Annotated in this window: 16 protein-coding genes and 2 tRNA genes; 11 read left to right on the plus strand and 7 right to left on the minus strand. The window is 31.9% G+C overall.

What is annotated here, in order from left to right; all coding sequences use genetic code 11:
• The coding region (locus TD29_RS06855) for a T9SS type A sorting domain-containing protein (RefSeq protein ID WP_040279757.1) at positions 1-569 on the plus strand (569 nt) is incomplete at its 5' end.
• Between the two features lie 223 nt (positions 570-792).
• On the opposite strand, the gene TD29_RS06860 is transcribed toward TD29_RS06855, so the two are convergent.
• Together TD29_RS06860 and TD29_RS06865 are read right to left on the minus strand one after the other, a co-directional pair.
• On the minus strand, positions 793-1,161 hold the full coding sequence (locus tag TD29_RS06860) for a hypothetical protein (protein WP_040279758.1): 369 nt from the start codon (positions 1,159-1,161) through the stop codon (positions 793-795).
• Positions 1,162-1,245: 84 nt separating this feature from the next.
• Positions 1,246-3,795: an ATP-dependent Clp protease ATP-binding subunit gene (locus tag TD29_RS06865; protein ID WP_040279759.1), complete on the minus strand. Its 2,550-nt coding sequence runs from the start codon at positions 3,793-3,795 to the stop codon at positions 1,246-1,248.
• A gap of 257 nt (positions 3,796-4,052) precedes the next feature.
• Between TD29_RS06865 and gyrA the strand changes: the two genes are divergently transcribed.
• Positions 4,053-6,593, plus strand: coding sequence for a DNA gyrase subunit A (gene gyrA / locus TD29_RS06870; protein WP_040279760.1), 2,541 nt, complete (start codon positions 4,053-4,055; stop codon positions 6,591-6,593).
• 27 nt (positions 6,594-6,620) lie between these two features.
• The gene (locus TD29_RS06875; protein ID WP_040279761.1) at positions 6,621-7,895 is read left to right on the plus strand and encodes a tetratricopeptide repeat protein; all 1,275 of its coding nucleotides are present in this window, start codon (positions 6,621-6,623) and stop codon (positions 7,893-7,895) included.
• Between the two features lie 54 nt (positions 7,896-7,949).
• On the opposite strand, the gene TD29_RS06880 is transcribed toward TD29_RS06875, so the two are convergent.
• Positions 7,950-8,699, minus strand: coding sequence for a C40 family peptidase (locus tag TD29_RS06880; protein ID WP_040279762.1), 750 nt, complete (start codon positions 8,697-8,699; stop codon positions 7,950-7,952).
• Positions 8,700-8,708: 9 nt separating this feature from the next.
• Positions 8,709-9,887 (minus strand): acetyl-CoA C-acyltransferase, encoded by a 1,179-nt coding sequence (locus TD29_RS06885; RefSeq protein WP_040279763.1) that lies wholly within the window; start codon positions 9,885-9,887, stop codon positions 8,709-8,711.
• Positions 9,888-10,053: 166 nt separating this feature from the next.
• Between TD29_RS06885 and TD29_RS06890 the strand changes: the two genes are divergently transcribed.
• From TD29_RS06890 to TD29_RS06900, 3 genes are all read left to right on the plus strand, one after another.
• Complete coding sequence (locus TD29_RS06890) at positions 10,054-12,099, plus strand: HD family phosphohydrolase (RefSeq protein ID WP_040279764.1); 2,046 nt, start codon at positions 10,054-10,056, stop codon at positions 12,097-12,099.
• Positions 12,100-12,199: 100 nt separating this feature from the next.
• Positions 12,200-12,288 (plus strand) — tRNA-Ser (locus TD29_RS06895).
• Positions 12,289-12,321: 33 nt separating this feature from the next.
• Positions 12,322-12,396 (plus strand) — tRNA-Pro (locus TD29_RS06900).
• Positions 12,397-12,431: 35 nt separating this feature from the next.
• Here TD29_RS06900 and TD29_RS06905 read toward each other — a convergent pair.
• Together TD29_RS06905 and TD29_RS06910 are read right to left on the minus strand one after the other, a co-directional pair.
• A complete protein-coding gene (locus TD29_RS06905; RefSeq protein WP_040279765.1) occupies positions 12,432-12,908 on the minus strand; it encodes a hypothetical protein in 477 nt (158 codons plus the stop codon).
• Between the two features lie 242 nt (positions 12,909-13,150).
• The gene (locus TD29_RS06910) at positions 13,151-14,512 is read right to left on the minus strand and encodes an NAD-dependent succinate-semialdehyde dehydrogenase (RefSeq protein WP_040279766.1); all 1,362 of its coding nucleotides are present in this window, start codon (positions 14,510-14,512) and stop codon (positions 13,151-13,153) included.
• A 173-nt stretch (positions 14,513-14,685) separates the two neighbouring features.
• Between TD29_RS06910 and TD29_RS06915 the strand changes: the two genes are divergently transcribed.
• From TD29_RS06915 to TD29_RS06925, 3 genes are read left to right on the plus strand one after another with little or no spacing between them, the layout of a single operon-like run.
• Positions 14,686-15,051, plus strand: a complete 366-nt coding sequence (locus TD29_RS06915; RefSeq protein WP_040279767.1) for a YtxH domain-containing protein — start codon at positions 14,686-14,688, stop codon at positions 15,049-15,051.
• Between the two features lie 3 nt (positions 15,052-15,054).
• On the plus strand, positions 15,055-15,405 hold the full coding sequence (locus TD29_RS06920) for a phage holin family protein (RefSeq protein ID WP_040279768.1): 351 nt from the start codon (positions 15,055-15,057) through the stop codon (positions 15,403-15,405).
• A 2-nt stretch (positions 15,406-15,407) separates the two neighbouring features.
• Positions 15,408-15,608, plus strand: a complete 201-nt coding sequence (locus tag TD29_RS06925; protein WP_040279769.1) for a hypothetical protein — start codon at positions 15,408-15,410, stop codon at positions 15,606-15,608.
• A 92-nt stretch (positions 15,609-15,700) separates the two neighbouring features.
• Here the strand turns inward: TD29_RS06925 and TD29_RS06930 are convergent, their stop codons facing one another.
• Positions 15,701-16,744 carry a helix-turn-helix transcriptional regulator gene (locus tag TD29_RS06930; RefSeq protein ID WP_040279770.1) on the minus strand — a complete coding sequence of 348 codons (1,044 nt, stop codon included), beginning with the start codon at positions 16,742-16,744 and terminating at the stop codon, positions 15,701-15,703.
• A 422-nt stretch (positions 16,745-17,166) separates the two neighbouring features.
• Here TD29_RS06930 and TD29_RS06935 point away from each other — a divergent pair, with 422 nt between their 5' ends.
• On the plus strand, positions 17,167-17,601 hold the full coding sequence (locus TD29_RS06935; protein ID WP_040279771.1) for a hemerythrin domain-containing protein: 435 nt from the start codon (positions 17,167-17,169) through the stop codon (positions 17,599-17,601).
• 6 nt (positions 17,602-17,607) lie between these two features.
• Positions 17,608-18,690, plus strand: coding sequence for a DNA topoisomerase IB (locus TD29_RS06940; protein ID WP_040279772.1), 1,083 nt, complete (start codon positions 17,608-17,610; stop codon positions 18,688-18,690).
• Positions 18,691-18,760: the final 70 nt, after the last annotated feature.

The following is an 18,760-nucleotide window of genomic DNA, read 5'->3' on the forward strand; positions in this document are numbered from 1 at the left end:
GAACAGGAAACTGGTATACTTTCATAGGGTCTGGTAGTGATATGTCTATCTTAAGTACTTGTGATATGACTAATTATGATTCAAGAATTGTAGTATTTACAGATTCTGGAGCAACTTTTGTAGCCCAAAACGATGATGGAACTGGATGTTCAGGATTTTCATCAGAGCTTAACTTTTACGCTGAATCTGGTGTTGAGTACCAAGTGTTTATTACAGGTTTTAGTGAAATTAGTGTAGGGGCTTATGAATTAAGTTTAAATTGTGTATCGAGTTTTAGAGAATCTGAGGTTCCTATTGAAGACGTAAAAATCGATTTCACTGCTTACCCAGTACCATTTGATAATGAAGTAAACATTGCTTACTCATTTGAATTTGATACAGATGTAACAATCGAGTTATATGATACTAAAGGTTTACAAGTCTTTAGCACAACTAACAAGAACTATGTTGCAGGCTCTAAAGATGTATCAACGTTTGATTTATCTAGATACTCAAGTCAAATGTTCTATGTAACGTTAACTACAAGTCAAGGTAAAGTCACTAAGAAGATTGTTTCTTCTGGTAAATAAGCATTGATAAATAATTAGAGAAAATTCTCTAAGGGTGTAAATTAAAGGCAGCTATTTATAGCTGCCTTTTTTTTGTGCCCAAGTTTTTCTACGGAAATGTGACGCATAAAAAATTAGTCTTTTTTAAGAAATAGGTTGAGTATAGGCAACATTTCCGAATAAAACATAGAAACCCATAAGCAATACAATGGCATGATTAAAATTTCCGAAGGAAGAAAATTATTTATTTAGTTACTGAATTTGCCCACTCTATGGCTTTGTCTAAATCACTAAATATTTCAAAAGGTTTGTTGTTTAAAAATAACTTCTCTATTTGTGCAGTGCTCTTAGCTATGTAACTATTTGAAACCACACAAATCCCAATTAGATTATTGATTTTCGAAGTTTCTTTATATACTGCAGGGTCTACAGAGTACGAATTTATTCTATGGGTAATGTAAACAAATGGTCTGTTTTTGAAATGGATATTAGCAATTTCTTTTAGAGAGTTATTGTGATGCGCAGTTACAGTGATTCCTGTATTCATGGTAACTATCATGTAGTATTCATAAATATGAATTTCACAAAAATCAAGTGTGATTTTATTAGTCATGTCTTTAAAGTTAAGCAATAAAAAATTTGGAACAAAAAAAAGCCTCTTAATATTAAGAGGCTTTTTGATTTTATCTTTAATATTTTAAGATTCTGTTTTGGTTTCAGATTTAACAATTTTAATAGTCAATTCATTTGATTTGCTATCTAAATCCATGTGAATTGTGTCACCTTCTTGCAGCTGAGAGTTAATGATTTCTTCGGCAAGCGCGTCTTCAATATATTTTTGAATTGCTCTTTTTAAAGGTCTTGCACCATAATCTTTATCAAATCCTTTTTCGGCTATATAATCTTTTGCTTTTTTAGTTAATTTAAGATGATAACCTAAACCTTTAATTCTAGTCATAAGGTGTGTTAATTCAATATCAATGATTTTATTAATATCTTCTCTTTCTAGCGCATTAAAAACCATGACGTCATCAATTCTATTTAAAAACTCTGGAGCAAATGCTTTTTTAAGTGCATTTTCTATAATACTTTTTGTATTATCACTAGCTTGAGCAGATCGAGCAGAAGTGCCAAACCCCACACCTTGTCCAAAATCTTTAAGTTTTCTGGCACCAATGTTTGATGTCATTATGATGATTGTATTTCTAAAATCAATTTTGCGTCCAAGACTATCGGTTAAATAACCATCATCTAAAACTTGTAATAGCATGTTAAAAACATCAGGATGTGCTTTTTCAATTTCATCTAATAAGATGACAGCGTATGGTTTGCGACGTACTTTTTCTGTTAATTGTCCACCTTCTTCATAGCCTACATAACCTGGAGGTGCGCCAATTAATCTAGAAATTGCAAATTTTTCCATGTATTCACTCATGTCAATTCTAACCAGAGCTTCTTCACTATCAAATAACTCACGAGCTAACACCTTAGCTAATTGCGTTTTACCAACTCCAGTTTGACCCAAAAAGATAAATGACCCGATAGGCTTGTTAGGGTCTTTAAGTCCAGCGCGATTACGCTGTATAGCTTTAACGACTTTGGCAACAGCTTCATCTTGACCTATAACTTTACCTTTAATTAATTCTGGTAATTGGGCTAGTTTGTTACTTTCGGTTTGAGCGATTCTATTCACAGGTATACCTGTCATCATAGAAACGACATCTGCAACATTATCTTCAGAAACAATTTCTCTATTCTGTTTGGTTTCTTCTTCCCACTTTTCTTGAGCTATCGCTAGTTCTTTTTCGAGACGTTTTTCGTCATCTCTCAACTTAGCAGCCTCTTCGTATTTTTGCTTTTTAACAACAGTGTTTTTGGTTTCCTTGACTTCTTCTAATTTTTGTTCTAATTCAAGAATTTGTTTAGGTACATCAATATTGGTAATATGAACACGAGAACCTGCTTCGTCTAAAGCATCAATAGCTTTGTCTGGTAAAAAACGTTCAGTCATATATCTATTGGTTAATTTAACGCAGGCTTCAATTGCAGCATCTGTATAATCAACATTATGATGTTCTTCGTATTTACCTTTAATATTATTTAAAATTTCTATGGTTTCTTCTACGGTAGTTGGCTCAACAATTACTTTTTGAAAACGACGTTCTAAGGCGCCATCTTTTTCGATGTATTGTCTGTACTCATCTAAAGTTGTTGCTCCAATACATTGAATTTCTCCTCTAGCTAATGCTGGTTTAAACATGTTTGAAGCGTCTAAACTACCTGTTGCGCCACCTGCTCCAACAATAGTGTGAATTTCATCAATAAAAAGAATAATGTCATCGTTCTTTTCAAGTTCATTCATGACCGCTTTCATACGTTCTTCAAACTGTCCGCGATATTTCGTACCTGCCACTAAACTGGCAAGATCTAAAGTGACAACACGTTTATTAAAAAGTATTCTGGAGACTTTACGTTTTACAATTCTAAGCGCTAAACCTTCTGCAATTGCAGATTTACCTACGCCAGGTTCTCCAATTAATAGGGGATTATTCTTTTTACGACGACTTAATATTTGTGAAACACGTTGAATTTCTTTTTCTCGTCCTACAACTGGATCCAGTTTACCCTCTTCTGCCATAACAGTAAGGTCTCTTCCGAAGTTATCTAAAACAGGTGTCTTAGATTTCTTAGTTGATTTACCTGTGGATTGTCCAAAAGGATTTTCTTTTGCTTCATCTTCTTGATTTGGTTCATCATCAGAAAATGATTCACTTTTTGGAATATCTAAATAATCGTCATCGTTTGTAATCATAAATTTAAATTGTTCTTTTACATTATCGTAATCAATCTTTAACTTATTTAGAAGTTTTGTAGTTGGATCGTTTTCATTTCTTAAAACACACAATAATAAATGTGCAGTATTGATTGATGTACTTTGAAATAACTTAGCTTCTAAAAAAGTAGTTTTTAAAGCGCGTTCGGCTTGTCGAGTGAGGTGTAAGTTCTTTTTTTCGTTTGAGGATATAGTGGTATTTGGGTTTGCAGGACTTAATATCTCAACCTTTCGTCTTAAGTGGTTGAGGTCTACATCCAGTGCATTTAAAATATCTATAGCCTTACCATTACCATCACGAAGCAGGCCTAACATTAAATGTTCAGTGCCAATAAAATCGTGACCTAATCGCAGGGCTTCTTCCTTGCTATACGCAATTACATCTTTAACTCTTGGGGAAAAATTATCATCCATATAAATCTCTTTCTGCATTAAAAATAATAAAATCTACCTATAAAAAGGCAAAAACTATACCTTAAATAAAGGACTGCTACTAATAGAGTGAAAAAAGTTTACAAATTCAAAGCTTTTAACAAAAGACTTATTAAAAACACACAAGAAATTTGTTAATAAATAGTTCTAAATTTTGCATCAAAAAGACGCTTAAACACTATGGAAATCGTTATCTTAGCCTGATTTGAAAACCTACAAAAATCTAATTTATATAATATATGGAAGAAGGAGAGAAATTGATCCCTATCAACATTGAGGATGAAATGAAATCTGCCTACATTGATTATTCAATGTCGGTCATTGTGTCACGTGCTTTACCTGATGTGAGAGATGGATTAAAACCCGTTCACAGACGCGTACTATATGGAATGCATGAACTTGGTGTTAGATCAAATACTGCTCATAAAAAATCGGCGAGAATTGTTGGTGAAGTATTAGGTAAGTACCATCCGCATGGTGATACATCTGTCTATGACGCTATGGTTCGTATGGCTCAAGAGTGGAGTTTACGATATATGCTAGTTGATGGACAAGGAAACTTTGGTTCTATTGATGGAGATAGTCCTGCAGCAATGCGTTATACTGAGGCTAGAATGAAGAAGATATCTGAAGAAATGTTAGCAGATATAGATAAAGAAACTGTGGATCATAAGTTGAATTTTGATGATACTTTACAAGAGCCTACAGTACTTCCAACTAGAATTCCTGGGTTATTAGTTAATGGAGCATCAGGTATTGCAGTAGGTATGGCAACCAATATGCCTCCACATAACTTATCTGAAGTTATAGATGGTACAATAGCATACGTTGAAAATAACGATATTGAGATCGATGAATTAATTCAGCATATAAAAGCTCCAGATTTTCCAACTGGAGGAACAATTTATGGTTATGATGGTGTACGTGAAGCTTTTAAAACTGGACGTGGACGAATTGTCATACGAGGAAATGCAAGAATAGAAGAAGTACAAGGAAGAGAAAGTATTGTAGTTACTGAAATTCCTTATCAAGTTAATAAGGCAGACATGATTAAAAAAACTGCCGATTTAATAAATGATAAAAAAATAGATGGTATTTCTCTCATTAGAGATGAATCTGATAGAAACGGAATGCGTATCGTTTATGTGTTAAAACGAGACTCAATCCCTAACATCGTATTAAATATGTTGTATAAGTATACAGCATTACAATCTTCTTTTAGTGTAAATAATATTGCTTTGGTTAATGGACGACCACAATTATTGAATCTAAAAGAAATGATTCATTACTTTGTTGAGCATAGACATGAAGTTGTAGTAAGACGTACAAAATACGAATTACGCAAAGCGGAAGAAAGAGCACACATTTTAGAAGGCTTAATTATAGCTTCAGATAATATAGATGAAGTTATAGCACTTATTCGTGCATCTTCAAATGCAGAGGAAGCAAGAGCTAAATTGATTGAACGTTTTGAACTTTCAGAAATACAGGCCAAAGCAATCGTAGAAATGCGATTACGTCAACTTACGGGATTAGAACAAGATAAATTGCGTAATGAGTATGATGAATTAATGAAAACCATCGAAGATTTAAAAGATATTCTTGATAAAAGAGAACGTCGTTACGACATTATTAAAGAAGAACTTTTAGTTATTAAAGATAAATACGGTGATGATCGTCGCTCTTTAATTGAATATGCAGGTGGAGATTTAAGTATTGAGGATATGATTCCTGATGAGCAGGTCGTTATTACTATTTCTCATGCAGGATACATTAAGAGAACATCACTTACTGAATACAAAACACAAAATAGAGGAGGTGTTGGACAAAAAGCATCAACCACTCGTAATGAAGATTTCTTAGAACATTTATTTGTAGGTACAAACCATCAATATATGTTGTTCTTTACACAAAAAGGAAAATGTTTCTGGATGCGTGTTTATGAAATACCAGAAGGAAGTAAAACTTCAAAAGGTAGAGCAATTCAAAATTTAATAAATATTGAGCAGGATGACAAAGTCATGGCTTTTATCTGTACTCAAGATTTAAAGGATGAAGAATATATCAATAGTCATTATGTGATCATGGCTACTAAAAAAGGTCAAGTTAAGAAAACAGCTTTAGAACAATATTCTAGACCTCGTACCAATGGTATTAATGCTATTACTATTAAGGAAGATGATGAGTTACTAGAAGCGAAACTTACCACAGGAAACAGTCAAGTTATGTTAGCTCTAAAATCTGGTAAAGCCATTAGATTTGAAGAAGAAAAAACGAGACCAATGGGAAGAAATGCTTCTGGAGTAAGAGGTATACGCTTAAATAATGATAGCGATGAAGTAATCGGTATGGTTGCTATTGAAAACTCACAAGAAGAATCTGTTTTAGTTGTTTCTGAAAATGGCTACGGAAAACGAAGCTATATAGATGATCCAGAAGATGGAGAAGCTATTTATAGAATCACTAATCGTGGAGGAAAAGGAGTAAAAACGATTTCTGTTACAGAGAAAACAGGACATTTAGTTGCCATAAAAACAGTAACAGATGAAGATGATTTAATGATTATAAATAAATCAGGAATAGCTATTAGAATGGCCGTAGCAGACTTGAGGGTTATGGGTAGAGCAACACAAGGTGTGAAGCTTATTAATCTAAAAGGAAATGATTCTATCGCAGCAGTAGCTAAAGTAATGAAAGAAGATGAAGAAGAAGTTGAAGGTGTTGATATTGAAAATATTAACGAAAATGGCACAACTCTTGATTCTAACGAAGAAGAATAAATACATTAACAATTAAAATAACTAATAATGAAAAAACAGTTTATAGTTGCACTTGCAATGTTAGTAAGTACACTTACTTTTTCACAAAAGAGCGAACTTAAAACAGCAGAAAAGGCAATCAAATCAGGTAATTTTGCAGATGCTAAATCAGCAATTAATTCTGCAGAGTCACTAATAGCTAATGCAGATGACAAATTAAAAGCTAAATATTATTTCCTCAAAGGGCAGGCATTATATGCTAATGGTACTGGGTCAAACTCAGATATTGATAAAGCAATTGAGAGCTTTGATATGGTGCAAGAAGTTGAAGGTTCTTCTAAAGGAAAGTATGGTTCAACTATTAAAGATCTTAAGTCTCAAATGCTTAATAATTTTTTAACTAAAGCTAATGCAGCATTGCAAAGCAAAGATTATCCAACGTCATCTTCTGGTTTTGAAAAGGCATACCGTATGTCTCCAAAAGATACATTATATTTATATTATGCAGCTTCAACTGCAGTAACGGGTCAGGATTATAATACGTCATTAAAGTATTATGAGGAACTTAGAGATTTAAAATTTACAGGTATAGGTACAGAGTATAATGCTGTAAATAAAGAGTCTGGTGAAGTAGAAACTTTCAGTAATAAATCATTAAGAGATTTATCTGTAAGAGCAGGTACACATACAGCTCCTAAAGAAAACAAAACAGAATCTAAGTCGGCCGAAATTGTAAAAAACATAGCACTAATTCATTTAAGTAATGGTGATAACGAAAAAGCTATTGAGGCCATGAAATTAGCTAGAGAACAAAATCCTGATGATTTAGGATTATTAATTTCTGAAGCTAACGTTCAATTAAAAATGGGTAACAAAGATCGTTTTAAAGAACTTATGGAAGAAGCGACAGTTAAAGATCCAGATAACGCTGAATTACAATATAATTTAGGTGTTATTGCAGCAGAAGCAGGAGAAAAAGAGGCTGCAATGAAGTATTATGAGAAAGCAATTGCTTTAGATCCTTCGTATGCTGATGCTTACAATAATATGGCAGTTCTAATTTTAGCAGATGAAGGTGCAATTGTAGAAGAAATGAATTCTCTAGGTAATTCAAGTGCTGATAATAAGCGTTATGATGAGTTAAGAGCAAAGAGAACTGAGATCTTTGAATCGGCAATTCCGTATTTAGAAACAACTTTAAAGCTAAAACCTAAAGATATTCAAGCTGTTCAAACCTTGATGAATATTTATAGAGGTAGTGGGCAAACAGATAAGTATAAAGAGATGAAAGCTAAACTTGAAACATTAGAAGCTGGAAACTAAAAAGATTATTGATAAAAAAAAGCGATTAGAAATTCTAATCGCTTTTTTTTTTATTTATATTATTTTTTTTATAACTCTTAATTTGTGCGTGTGTATTCGCTTGTCTACATTGTAAATGCCTGAGTGGTCAATTCTGTCAATTCTAACTTTACCATGTGCATGAATAATATAGTTGTCTTCCATAATGATACCAACATGAACAATTTGACCATCTTGATTATCAAAAAAAGCTAAATCTCCTGGTTCACTTTCTTCAATAAAACTTAATGCTTGTCCTTGGGTAGCTTGTTGAGATGCGTCTCTCAAAATATGATACCCATTTAATTTATACACCATTTGGGTAAAACCAGAACAATCTATTCCAAAAGGGGTTTTTCCTCCCCAAAGGTATGGTGCATTAAGATAGTTAAATGCGGTTTTAATAAGGTTAGATTTGTCATTTTTACTATTGATAGAGTGTCCATCAAATGTATGGTTTAAAATGTCTAATCCATTTAAAGAAGATCCTAAAGGAATTGTATATAAATTATTATTATCATCCTGAACGTATTCTATGAGATCTAATGATAACCTATGATTCTCACTAGTAATGTTCTTGTAATTTTCTTCAGTAATTTCTAAATATTGTTTGTTATCTATCCACCCTTCATACTTATCAAATGCTAACCTAATTTTACTCCAAGATTTGCGCTGCTCTAGAACCTTAAAGATTTCTCCATACAGAACTTGTGAAACAAGCTCTGTTGGATCACTAGGTTCAATTCTAAGAGGGACAATGCTTAGATTACAAATTCCGTATTGCATTACTGTATTTTAGTTGCGTTCAATTACAATAGCAGAAGCTCCACCACCACCATTACAAATAGCAGCTGCTCCAATTTTGGCTTCGTTTTGTTGTAAAACACTTAATAGGGTAATAATAATTCTTACTCCAGAACAACCTAAAGGATGTCCTAATGAAACAGCTCCACCGTTTACATTGACATTACTATCATTTAAGCCTAATATTTTCATGTTAGCTAAACCAACTACAGAAAATGCTTCATTAAATTCAAAATAATCAACATCATCTAACGATATTCCAGCTTTATCAATAGCTTTTGGTAACGCTTTAGCAGGAGACGTAGTAAACCATTCTGGCTCTTGTGCAGCATCTGCATAACTTTTAATTGTAGCTAAAGGGGTTAGACCTAATTCATTAGCTTTTTCTAAACTCATTAAAACCATTGCACCAGCTCCATCATTAATTGTAGATGCGTTTGCAGCAGTTACAGTACCCTCTTTAGTAAATGCAGGTCGTAAAGCTGGTATTTTTTCCATTTTTACATTACTAAATTCTTCATCTTTAGAAACGGTAATTGGCTCACCACGACGTTGAGGTACTTCGACAGGTACAACTTCATCGTCAAACTTGCCAGCTTCCCAAGCCGCTGCAGATCTTTTATAAGATTGAATAGCATAATTATCTTGGTCTTCTCTAGAAAATTCATATTCTGTAGCACATGCATCTGCACAAACACCCATTGCATTTTCATCGTAAGCATCTACCAATCCATCTTTTTGCATCCCATCTATTAAAGATGCAGGTCCAAATTTTGTAGCAGATCTAGCGTGGAAGTAATGAGGTATTAAACTCATGTTTTCCATTCCTCCAGCAACAACTATATCTGTATCACCTAGTGCAATAGATTGAGCAGCTTGCATAACAGCTTTCATTCCAGATGCGCAAACTTTATTAATCGTTGTGCACGGAACGGTATCAGGTATACCAGCATAAATGGCTGCTTGTCTAGCAGGCGCTTGACCAGTTCCAGCTTGCACAACATTTCCCATCAATACTTCTTCAACCAATTCTGGTTTCAAATTGATTTTATCTAATGCTCCTTTTATAGCTATTGCTCCAAGTCTTGGTGCAGGAATTGTTGATAATGCTCCTAAAAAACTTCCAATTGGAGTTCTTGCAGTTGATACGATAACGACCTTTCTACTCATTTTTTTTTTTGTTTTATTTTCTTATTGCAAAATTAATCATTTTTTAATTAAATAGGAGCTTAGTTATAATAACATCAATTCTATTATATTTTCTTACTTTTGAAAGCCTAAGCTATCAGTTTAAAAAGCATTTTTGATTTAATTTGAGTGCTTAAATTTTTTTTAAATGAATGATTTAATAAATAAATGGTATCGTAATCATGCACTTTTGTATAAAGTGCTTTTATTTTTAAGTACGACTTTTTTGATAGTTTATTTATTTCCGAAGAGCGGAAAATTTAGATATGATTTTGATAAAGGAAAACCTTGGCAATCAGAAAGTCTTCTTGCGCCTTTTGACTTTGCAATTAAAAAATCTGCAAAGGAAATCAATCAAGAAAAAATTGAAGCATCAAATCGTAGTCCTATCTATTTTGATATAGACAAATCTATAAAAAATAGTGTATTAGAGTCTTATTCAGAAAAGTTTAAAACCTCATTTACTGATAGTGTAATTACCAATAATAGTAAATTATTTGGTGTAGGTGAATCTGTTATAAATACAATTTATGAATATGGAGTTTTAGATGAAGATTATGAATATTCTGAAAATAAAAACATCATTTTGGTTCATAAACAAACCCAAGATGGGGAGACTCAGTTTTCTAATCTTACAAAGCTTGATGCGTTTAGGAGCATTGTAGAAAATGAGTTAGATATTAATGGATTATCTCAATTTGAGGCGACATTTGTATCTGTTTTTTTTGATGTTATTAAACCAAATTTAAAACTAAATTCATCCTTAACGCGAAATGCTTTAGAAGAGAAATTAGAATCCATTTCGAGTGTTAGAGGGAGTATTGAAAAAGGAACATTAATAATATCTAAAGGAGAAATAGTTGAAGGTAATAAATATGATGTTCTCAAATCACTTGAAACAGAATATGAATCTCAAGTTTGGAATGATTCAAATTATAATTTAATCATTTTAGCATACTCTCTACTTGTAGCATTGGCATTATTGATGCTTTTATTATTTCTTCGGAAATATAGAATGGAAGTATTTATAGATAATACTAAAGTTACCTTTATCTTTTTCAATATCTTATTAATGATTTTATTGACGACTTTGGTAATCAATTATAATTCAAAGTACGTTTACGTTGTTCCATTATGCATTCTTCCTTTAGTGTTAAAAGCATTTTTTGATGCGAGACTAGGATTGTTTGCGCATGTGCTTACCGTATTGCTATTAGGCTTTATAGTTCCTAATAGTTATGAGTATATGTTTCTTCAAATTATAGCAGGTATCGTCACTATATTAACGGTTTCAGAATTGTACAAACGTGCCAATTTATTTATTTCGGTAGGGCAAATAACACTCATATACATTATTGCTTATTTTGCATTCTTTGTAATACAAGAAGGAAATATTTCAAGTCTAGACCCTTCAACATTTGGTTTATTTGTATTATGTGGACTTGCTACCTTGTTCGTACAGCCTTTAATTTATATTTACGAAAAGTTGTTTGGTTTAGTCTCTGATGTATCATTATTAGAGCTTTCAGATACAAATACAAGGCTTTTAAAAGAATTATCTAATAAGGCGCCAGGAACATTTCATCACTCTTTAAACGTGGCTAATTTAGCTGAAGCCTCAGCAAATGAAATAGGAGCTAACGCTATGTTGATTAGAGTAGGTGCACTGTATCATGATATAGGTAAAATGAAAAACCCTACATATTTTACTGAAAACCAAGCGACAGGTCTAAATCCTCATGATGAATTATCACCACGTGAGAGCACCAAAATTATAATTGATCATGTTCTTGATGGGATTGAAATTGCTAAAAAAAATAACCTGCCTGATCGTGTTATTGATTTTATAAGAACACATCACGGCACCAGTTTAGTATATTATTTTTATAGGAAAGAAAAGGATATTAATGAAGCAACTGATCAGGATTATTTTAGATATCCAGGACCACAACCTTATAGTAAAGAAACAGCTATATTAATGATGTGTGATAGTGTAGAGGCTGCATCTAAGAGCTTAAAAGAACCAACCTCTACAAAGATTGATACATTTGTAGAATCTATTATAGATAAGCAAATGGAAGATGGTCAATTTTTGAATGCAAACATTACCTTTAAAGAGATTCAATCTATTAAGAAAGTATTGAAAGCCAAGCTTGCAAACATATTTCACTTGAGAATTGAATACCCAGAATAAATTTTCAAAGAAAAAAACAAAAAAATAGTTGTGTTGTTGATAATGAAAACTTACATTTGCATCCGCATTTGAGATAAAATGCTAAGTTCATATAATTAACGGAGAGGTGCCTGAGTGGCCGAAAGGAGCGGTTTGCTAAATCGTCGTACCTAGAAATAGGTACCCAGGGTTCGAATCCCTGTCTCTCCGCAAATTTTTTTTAAAAAAAAATATAACCAATTTCGGGGTGTAGCGTAGCCCGGTTATCGCGCCACGTTTGGGACGTGGAGGCCGCAGGTTCGAATCCTGCCACCCCGACTTTAAGCCTGACTTTTTTAAGTTAGGCTTTTTTTTTAGTCTATCCTTTTGTAGTTTTCAGCATAAATTCTATTTCCTTCTTCGTCAATTTCTATTTGACTAAAAGTATCTCCATTAATAATGAGTTCATGCTTAAACTCTTTTTTCTCTTCAATAATTTTGCTCATCATCTCTGATCCGTATTCGAGAATTTCAATGAGTTCAGCATCTTTAACGGTATATGCTCCATAACCAAACCATTCTGTTGAGTCTGAAGGTACATCTTTACTCCACATCACTTTATTGTGTGTGTACATTTTTATTTGTCTATATCCTTGAGTTGTACTAAAGGAATCTATGACTTTATTATCCATATAATTATAGTAGCCAACAAGCTCCCAAGCGCCTTCTAACGGATTAATGGCTTCGGTATTGGAAATAATTATTGGAGTTTCTTTAATTTCATTTGTAGCGCTTTGTTTACAAGAAAAAATCAAAACTAAAATGAATAATGATACAACAGATACTTTCATAACGAGTTGATTTTAAAAAGTGAATTACTTTAAATTTACAAAAAAAGTATGAGAAATCTATTTCTATGCATTGAAAATTAATTGTTTATGAAATAGAATCCAGATATTGCTACAGCAATTACAAGGAGTATTAGAACTACTATTACAAACGTGGATGTCTTTTTAGTAGTTTCATCTTTTTGTAATATATAATCTCTTCTTTTTTCGTCTTCGTCTTTTACAAATTTCATAGTTTATAGTGTTTATTTATTAATATATATAGTTTTTTTATTTACAAATTCTAAAATTCCTTCTCTGGACAATTCTCTTCCATAACCTGAGGCTTTAGTACCTCCAAATGGAAGTCTAGGATCTGATTTTACCAGTTCATTGATAAAGAATGAACCATCCTCTATTAAAGAAATATGTTGTTTGGCATCTTCAATATCTTTAGTGAAAATCATGGATCCCAGTCCTAATTTAGAATTAGAAGCCATTTTATAAGCTTCGTCTTTGTTTTTAACTTTAATTATTGATGCTACAGGTCCAAAGGTTTCCTCATCAAATACAGGCATTCCTGGAGTGACGTTTGTTAGTATTGTAGGTTGATAATACGTTTGATCTTTTAAATTTCCGAAGTGAACATGAGCTCCTTTTTTAATAGACTTATTTACTTGCTCTTCTAAAGTATCTGCGAGGTCCTTTCTAGCCAATACTCCTATGGTAGTGTCTTTTTTAGAAGGGTCTCCAATGGTTAATGCCTCAACTTTGGCTGTGAATTCATTTAAAAACTGTTCATAAATTGATTCCACAACGATAAATCGTTTTGCCGCAATGCAACTTTGACCTGTATTTTGCATTCTAGCTTTAACCATAGTGTCTAAATATTTATCTAAGTTGGCGTCTTCTAGAACAATACAAGCGTTATTTCCTCCCAATTCTAATACCGTTTTCTTTAAGTTTTTACCAGCTATTTCTGCAATTTTTCTACCTGCTGTTTCGCTTCCGGTTAAAGAAATAGCTTTAACAACGTCATTTTCAATTATGGTTTCTATTTGATCGTGTGATACTAGAAGTGTTTGAAAACAACCCTTTGGGTAATTAGCCTTTTCAAAAATATCTTGAATAATTAATGAACATCCTGTGACATTAGAGGCATGTTTTAGGAGTGCGGTGTTACCAGATGTAAGAGTTGGTATTGCAAACCTCATGACTTGCCAAAATGGATAATTCCATGGCATAATTGCTAGAATTACACCTAATGGATCATAACTTATGAAACTCTCATGAGCTTCAGTATCTATAAGTTCATCTGATAATAGGTCTTCGGCATTTTTTCTGTAAAAATCGCAAAGTAAAATACATTTTTCTATTTCTGCTTTACTTTCTGAAATTGGCTTTCCCATTTCATCTGTGATAAGTTGACTATATGTGTCTATGTTTTGATATAGGATTTCTGCAACATTATCAAGTAGTTTTGTTCTGTCTTTTATGCTCACTAATTTCCATTCCTGAAAAGCTCTGTCAGCTGTTTCTAAACTTGTGTGAACTTCACTTTTAGAAAACATTTTATATTGTTTGATACTTTTATTGGTATACGGATTTTTGGTTTCGATTGTAGCCATTTTTTTTATTTGTTAAATTACTGTGTTAGCTCATTTCAGTTTAACTCAAAAGCGTAAAGTATTAGCTTTTATACAATTTTTATTTACGTCAATATTTATAGGTATAGCGTCAACTAACCAGAGTGTTATATATTAAATTTGGTGTAAACATTAATTAATTAAATTTTAAAACAATGGGAAAAGATAGTAATACAATATTAGGAATATTAGCAGGAACAGCAATTGGAGCAACCTTAGGAATTTTATTTGCACCAGATAAAGGTGTCAACACAAGGCAAAAAATTGCCGATGAAGCTCAGTTACAAAAAGATAGATTAGCAAATAGTGCTGTCGATTTAAAAGATAGAGTTGCTGCAGGAGCTTCAGACTTGAGAGATCGAGTAACTACAACAGTTACTGAGCAAAAGCAAACTCTAGACGAAAAAGTAGATAGCATAGTTACTGATGCAAGCCATAAGGCCGATGATGTGATTTCGACTTTAGAGAAAAAATTAGCTGAATTAAAGGCAAAAAACAAAAAATTGCAAAAAACCTCATAATAGATGACTGTTTTTGAATCTTTAAACGAAACAACCGATAAGGCAACTGATACTGCAGAGAGGTATTATAAAACCTCTAAGACATACTTTAAACTTAAAGTGTTTCAACAATTAACATTAACCTTAAGTTTTATAGTAAAATTTGCAATTATTGGCGGACTTGTAGCTTTTGCCCTAATATTTATGTCAATTGCAGGAGCAATGGCGATAGGAGAGGAGCTAGAAAGTTTACCACTTGGTTACTTGATAGTTGGTTTAGTGTATTTAGTACTTTCATTTATATTATACTTTTTGAAAGGAAAAATTAACACCAAAATCATTCAGTCTGTATCTAATAAATTTTTTGACGAGTAATTATGAAACATTATAAAACATTTGAAGACATAGAATATGACCTTAAACGATTAAGTTTAGAAAGGCAAATAGCTTTTGAAGAACTTAAAGGTGTAAAAGGTGAGATAAAAGATGATCTAGCTCCATACCATTGGATGCAAACAGTATTTAAATATGTATCTAAATATGGTTGGTTTATGTTGTTAAAAAAGGTGATTAGATAATATCGACATTAAAAATTTTAAAACAAAAAAGCACAGATTATTAAATCTGTGCTTTTTTTATATCATTGTAACATGCTTAAATCATAATTTGCTTAAGCAGCCGATTCTTCAACAATTAAATTGTTAAGCGCATTTTTTCTATATTCATTAGGAGTTACATTATATTTTTCTTTAAATATTTTAGAAAAGTAACTTCTACTTGTAAACCCAATGCTATAAACCACTTGAGATACATTTAAGTCTGCATTTCTCATCAGCTCTCGTGACGATTCTAGCCTTATGTGTCTCACATATTCTGTAACGGTTCTATTGTATAAAAATTTAAAACCGTCTTGTAATTTAGCTTGCGATAAACCAGACTCTGTAGATAATTCTTCTAATGAATAATTAAAAGAAGGATCTTTTATAATTTTATTACCCAATTTTCTCACCAATTTTAATTCAGTTTTAGATAATGATGTTGGCAATTGAACACCTCTTTGAAATTTATTGTGCTGTTCAATATGTAATGATAACATATCATAGATAATAGATTCTATTTTAAGAATACGTACCATACCTTTCGACTTAATTTTTTTAAGCTTTTTAATATAATCAGACATTCTTAAGTTGAGAGCACCATAATGAGAAAAACGATGATCATGATCTGTGTCAACAAATACCTCATGCAACCTATTATTTAATGAAGATACATTTGTGGTCCTCTTTTTTAAGAAATTTTTTCTAACAATTTGAACACTATTAATTTCTAATTTTTTATCCTTCGGAAAATGAACATGATTATAACCACCAGTCTTATTGGTGAAAATTAGTGAATGAAACTGCTCTACTAATTTTTCGTCGTTGTTAATACCAAATCGATGTTTAAAATCACCGTTGTAATTGTAAACAAAACGAATAGGATTAAACTCACTCGCCTCAATTTTTAAGATAACATCTTGAGAAAACGTAATATCAAAATCTAGAAGATTAACTCCCCAATCAAATTGAATATGCTTAATGACTCCTTTTGCTTTCTCATTGTCAATTATAAGATTGAATTCGTTAGACGTCTCTTTAATACGGCCTCCCAATATATCTTGTATGAGGTGTAAAGTGTCTTTAGAGCTCGTTGCTAATATTTCAATTTCTATCATGGTTTTATATAATTTAATATGCTTTTACTTAATATACGAGCAAAACTCAAATATAATTCTTAAAAAATCCTTAAATGTTAAAATTTGTTGTCCAATAGCGATTTTATGGTATATAGTTAAAGGAATATGCAAAACAGCACATGCTTAAATATAACGATGAATAATTATAACCAGTTTACCTATGTTTTAAGGTATAGTAAACAATTTGATATGGTATAATTCAGTATTTCGTCTAATTACTGAGTTTTTTATTGCGTTAATATATTAATAGATATAGCACTCTATCAACGTATTAAAGCATTAATTTTAAGGTATATCATTTAGATTGATTATTTAATGATAAGTTGATTGGTTAGATAAACCTCAGTAATAAGTTATTACTGAGGTTTTGTTAAAAACATTAATTTTTTAAATTTTATATTATGAACATATTTGAAGCTATTAGAGAAGATCACGACATTCAAAGAAATTTACTAGATAAACTAGTAAAAACTTCTGGAGATACTAAAAAGCGTGATGAGCTATTTAAATCGTTAAAAACAGAACTTCAAGTTCATGCAGATGCTGAAGAGCGTCATTACTATAAACCATTGATAGATTCAGATGTGATGCAAGACAAAGCTAGGCATGGCATTGCAGAACATCACGAAATTGATGAGCTTATTGAAAAGTTAGAAGAGACAGATTATGACTCATCGGCTTGGTTAAAAACAGCAAAAGATTTAAAGCATAAAGTGGAGCACCATTTAGAAGATGAAGAGCATAAGTTTTTTCAACAATCTGGTAAAGTGCTTAGCGATAGTCAAAAAATAAGTTTAGCTACAGCCTATAATACATACATGAATTCTCATAGATAGTACATCATGGCAGAGAAAAAACTAACTGCTTCATTACTTAAAAAAATAGAAACAAATCCAGAATCTGCCATTGAGAATCTGGATTTGGTTTATGTAAATAGTCGCCAATTAACTATTCTTCGCAAAAAAAAGGAAAATGAATTTTCTTATCACCATCATGGTAATCCCATATTAAATCCTACACATTTAGAAAGAATTAATGCTTTGGTCATTCCTCCTGCATGGCAACAAGTAAAGATTTCAATTTTACCTAACGGTCATTTGCAAGCCACTGGTAGAGATGCAAAAAATAGAAAACAGTATCGATACCATCCTATTTGGAACAAAGTAAAAAATCAAACCAAATTTTTTAGAATGGCTGAGTTTGGATCGTGTTTGCCAAAAATTCGGAATCAAGTAGAGAAAGATATCATTCAAACCACATGGACGAGAACAAAAGTATTAGCATTAGTGATTAAACTAATGGAAGAAACCCATATTAGAATAGGTAATGATTATTATGCGAAAAAGAATAAAACTTATGGGTTAACAACGCTTAGAAATAAACATGTTCACTTGTTTAAAAACCAATTAAAATTTGAATTTGTTGGGAAAAAAGGGAAGAAACATAGTATTACGCTTAAAAACAAAAAACTCATTAAATTAGTTAGTAATTGTGAAGAATTACCAGGTTGGGAATTGTTTCAGTTTTACGATGAATTTGGTGAAAAGCAAAGTGTAGATAGTACGATGGTGAATGACTATTTAAAATCTATAACAGGAAAGTCATTTACCGCAAAAGACTTTAGAACTTGGTCTGCTAGTGTCATATGTTTTGAATCACTTATGGATTTTAAGAAGCCACTTTCCGAAGAACAAATAAAAACAAATATTAATGCTGCGCTTAATGCAACAGCTAAAGCATTAGGTAATACTAGAAATGTATGTAAAAAGTACTATGTGCATCCAATTGTTATAGACACTTATCAAAAAAATAAGTTACATGATGTATTCACAACCATAGATACCGCTCCAATTATTACTGCTCATTTAACACCTACAGAGCATTCTGTTTTAGAACTTATAAAGTCTTATAAACCCGTTATTTAGTTAATGTTGTCTTAAATTTTGATATGCGTTAAAAGTTACAGTATTTACAATAATGTCTCCTTTAGATAAG

Origin of the sequence: Psychroserpens damuponensis (assembly GCF_000826655.1) — a bacterium.
Taxonomy (GTDB): Bacteria; Bacteroidota; Bacteroidia; order Flavobacteriales; family Flavobacteriaceae; genus Psychroserpens; species Psychroserpens damuponensis.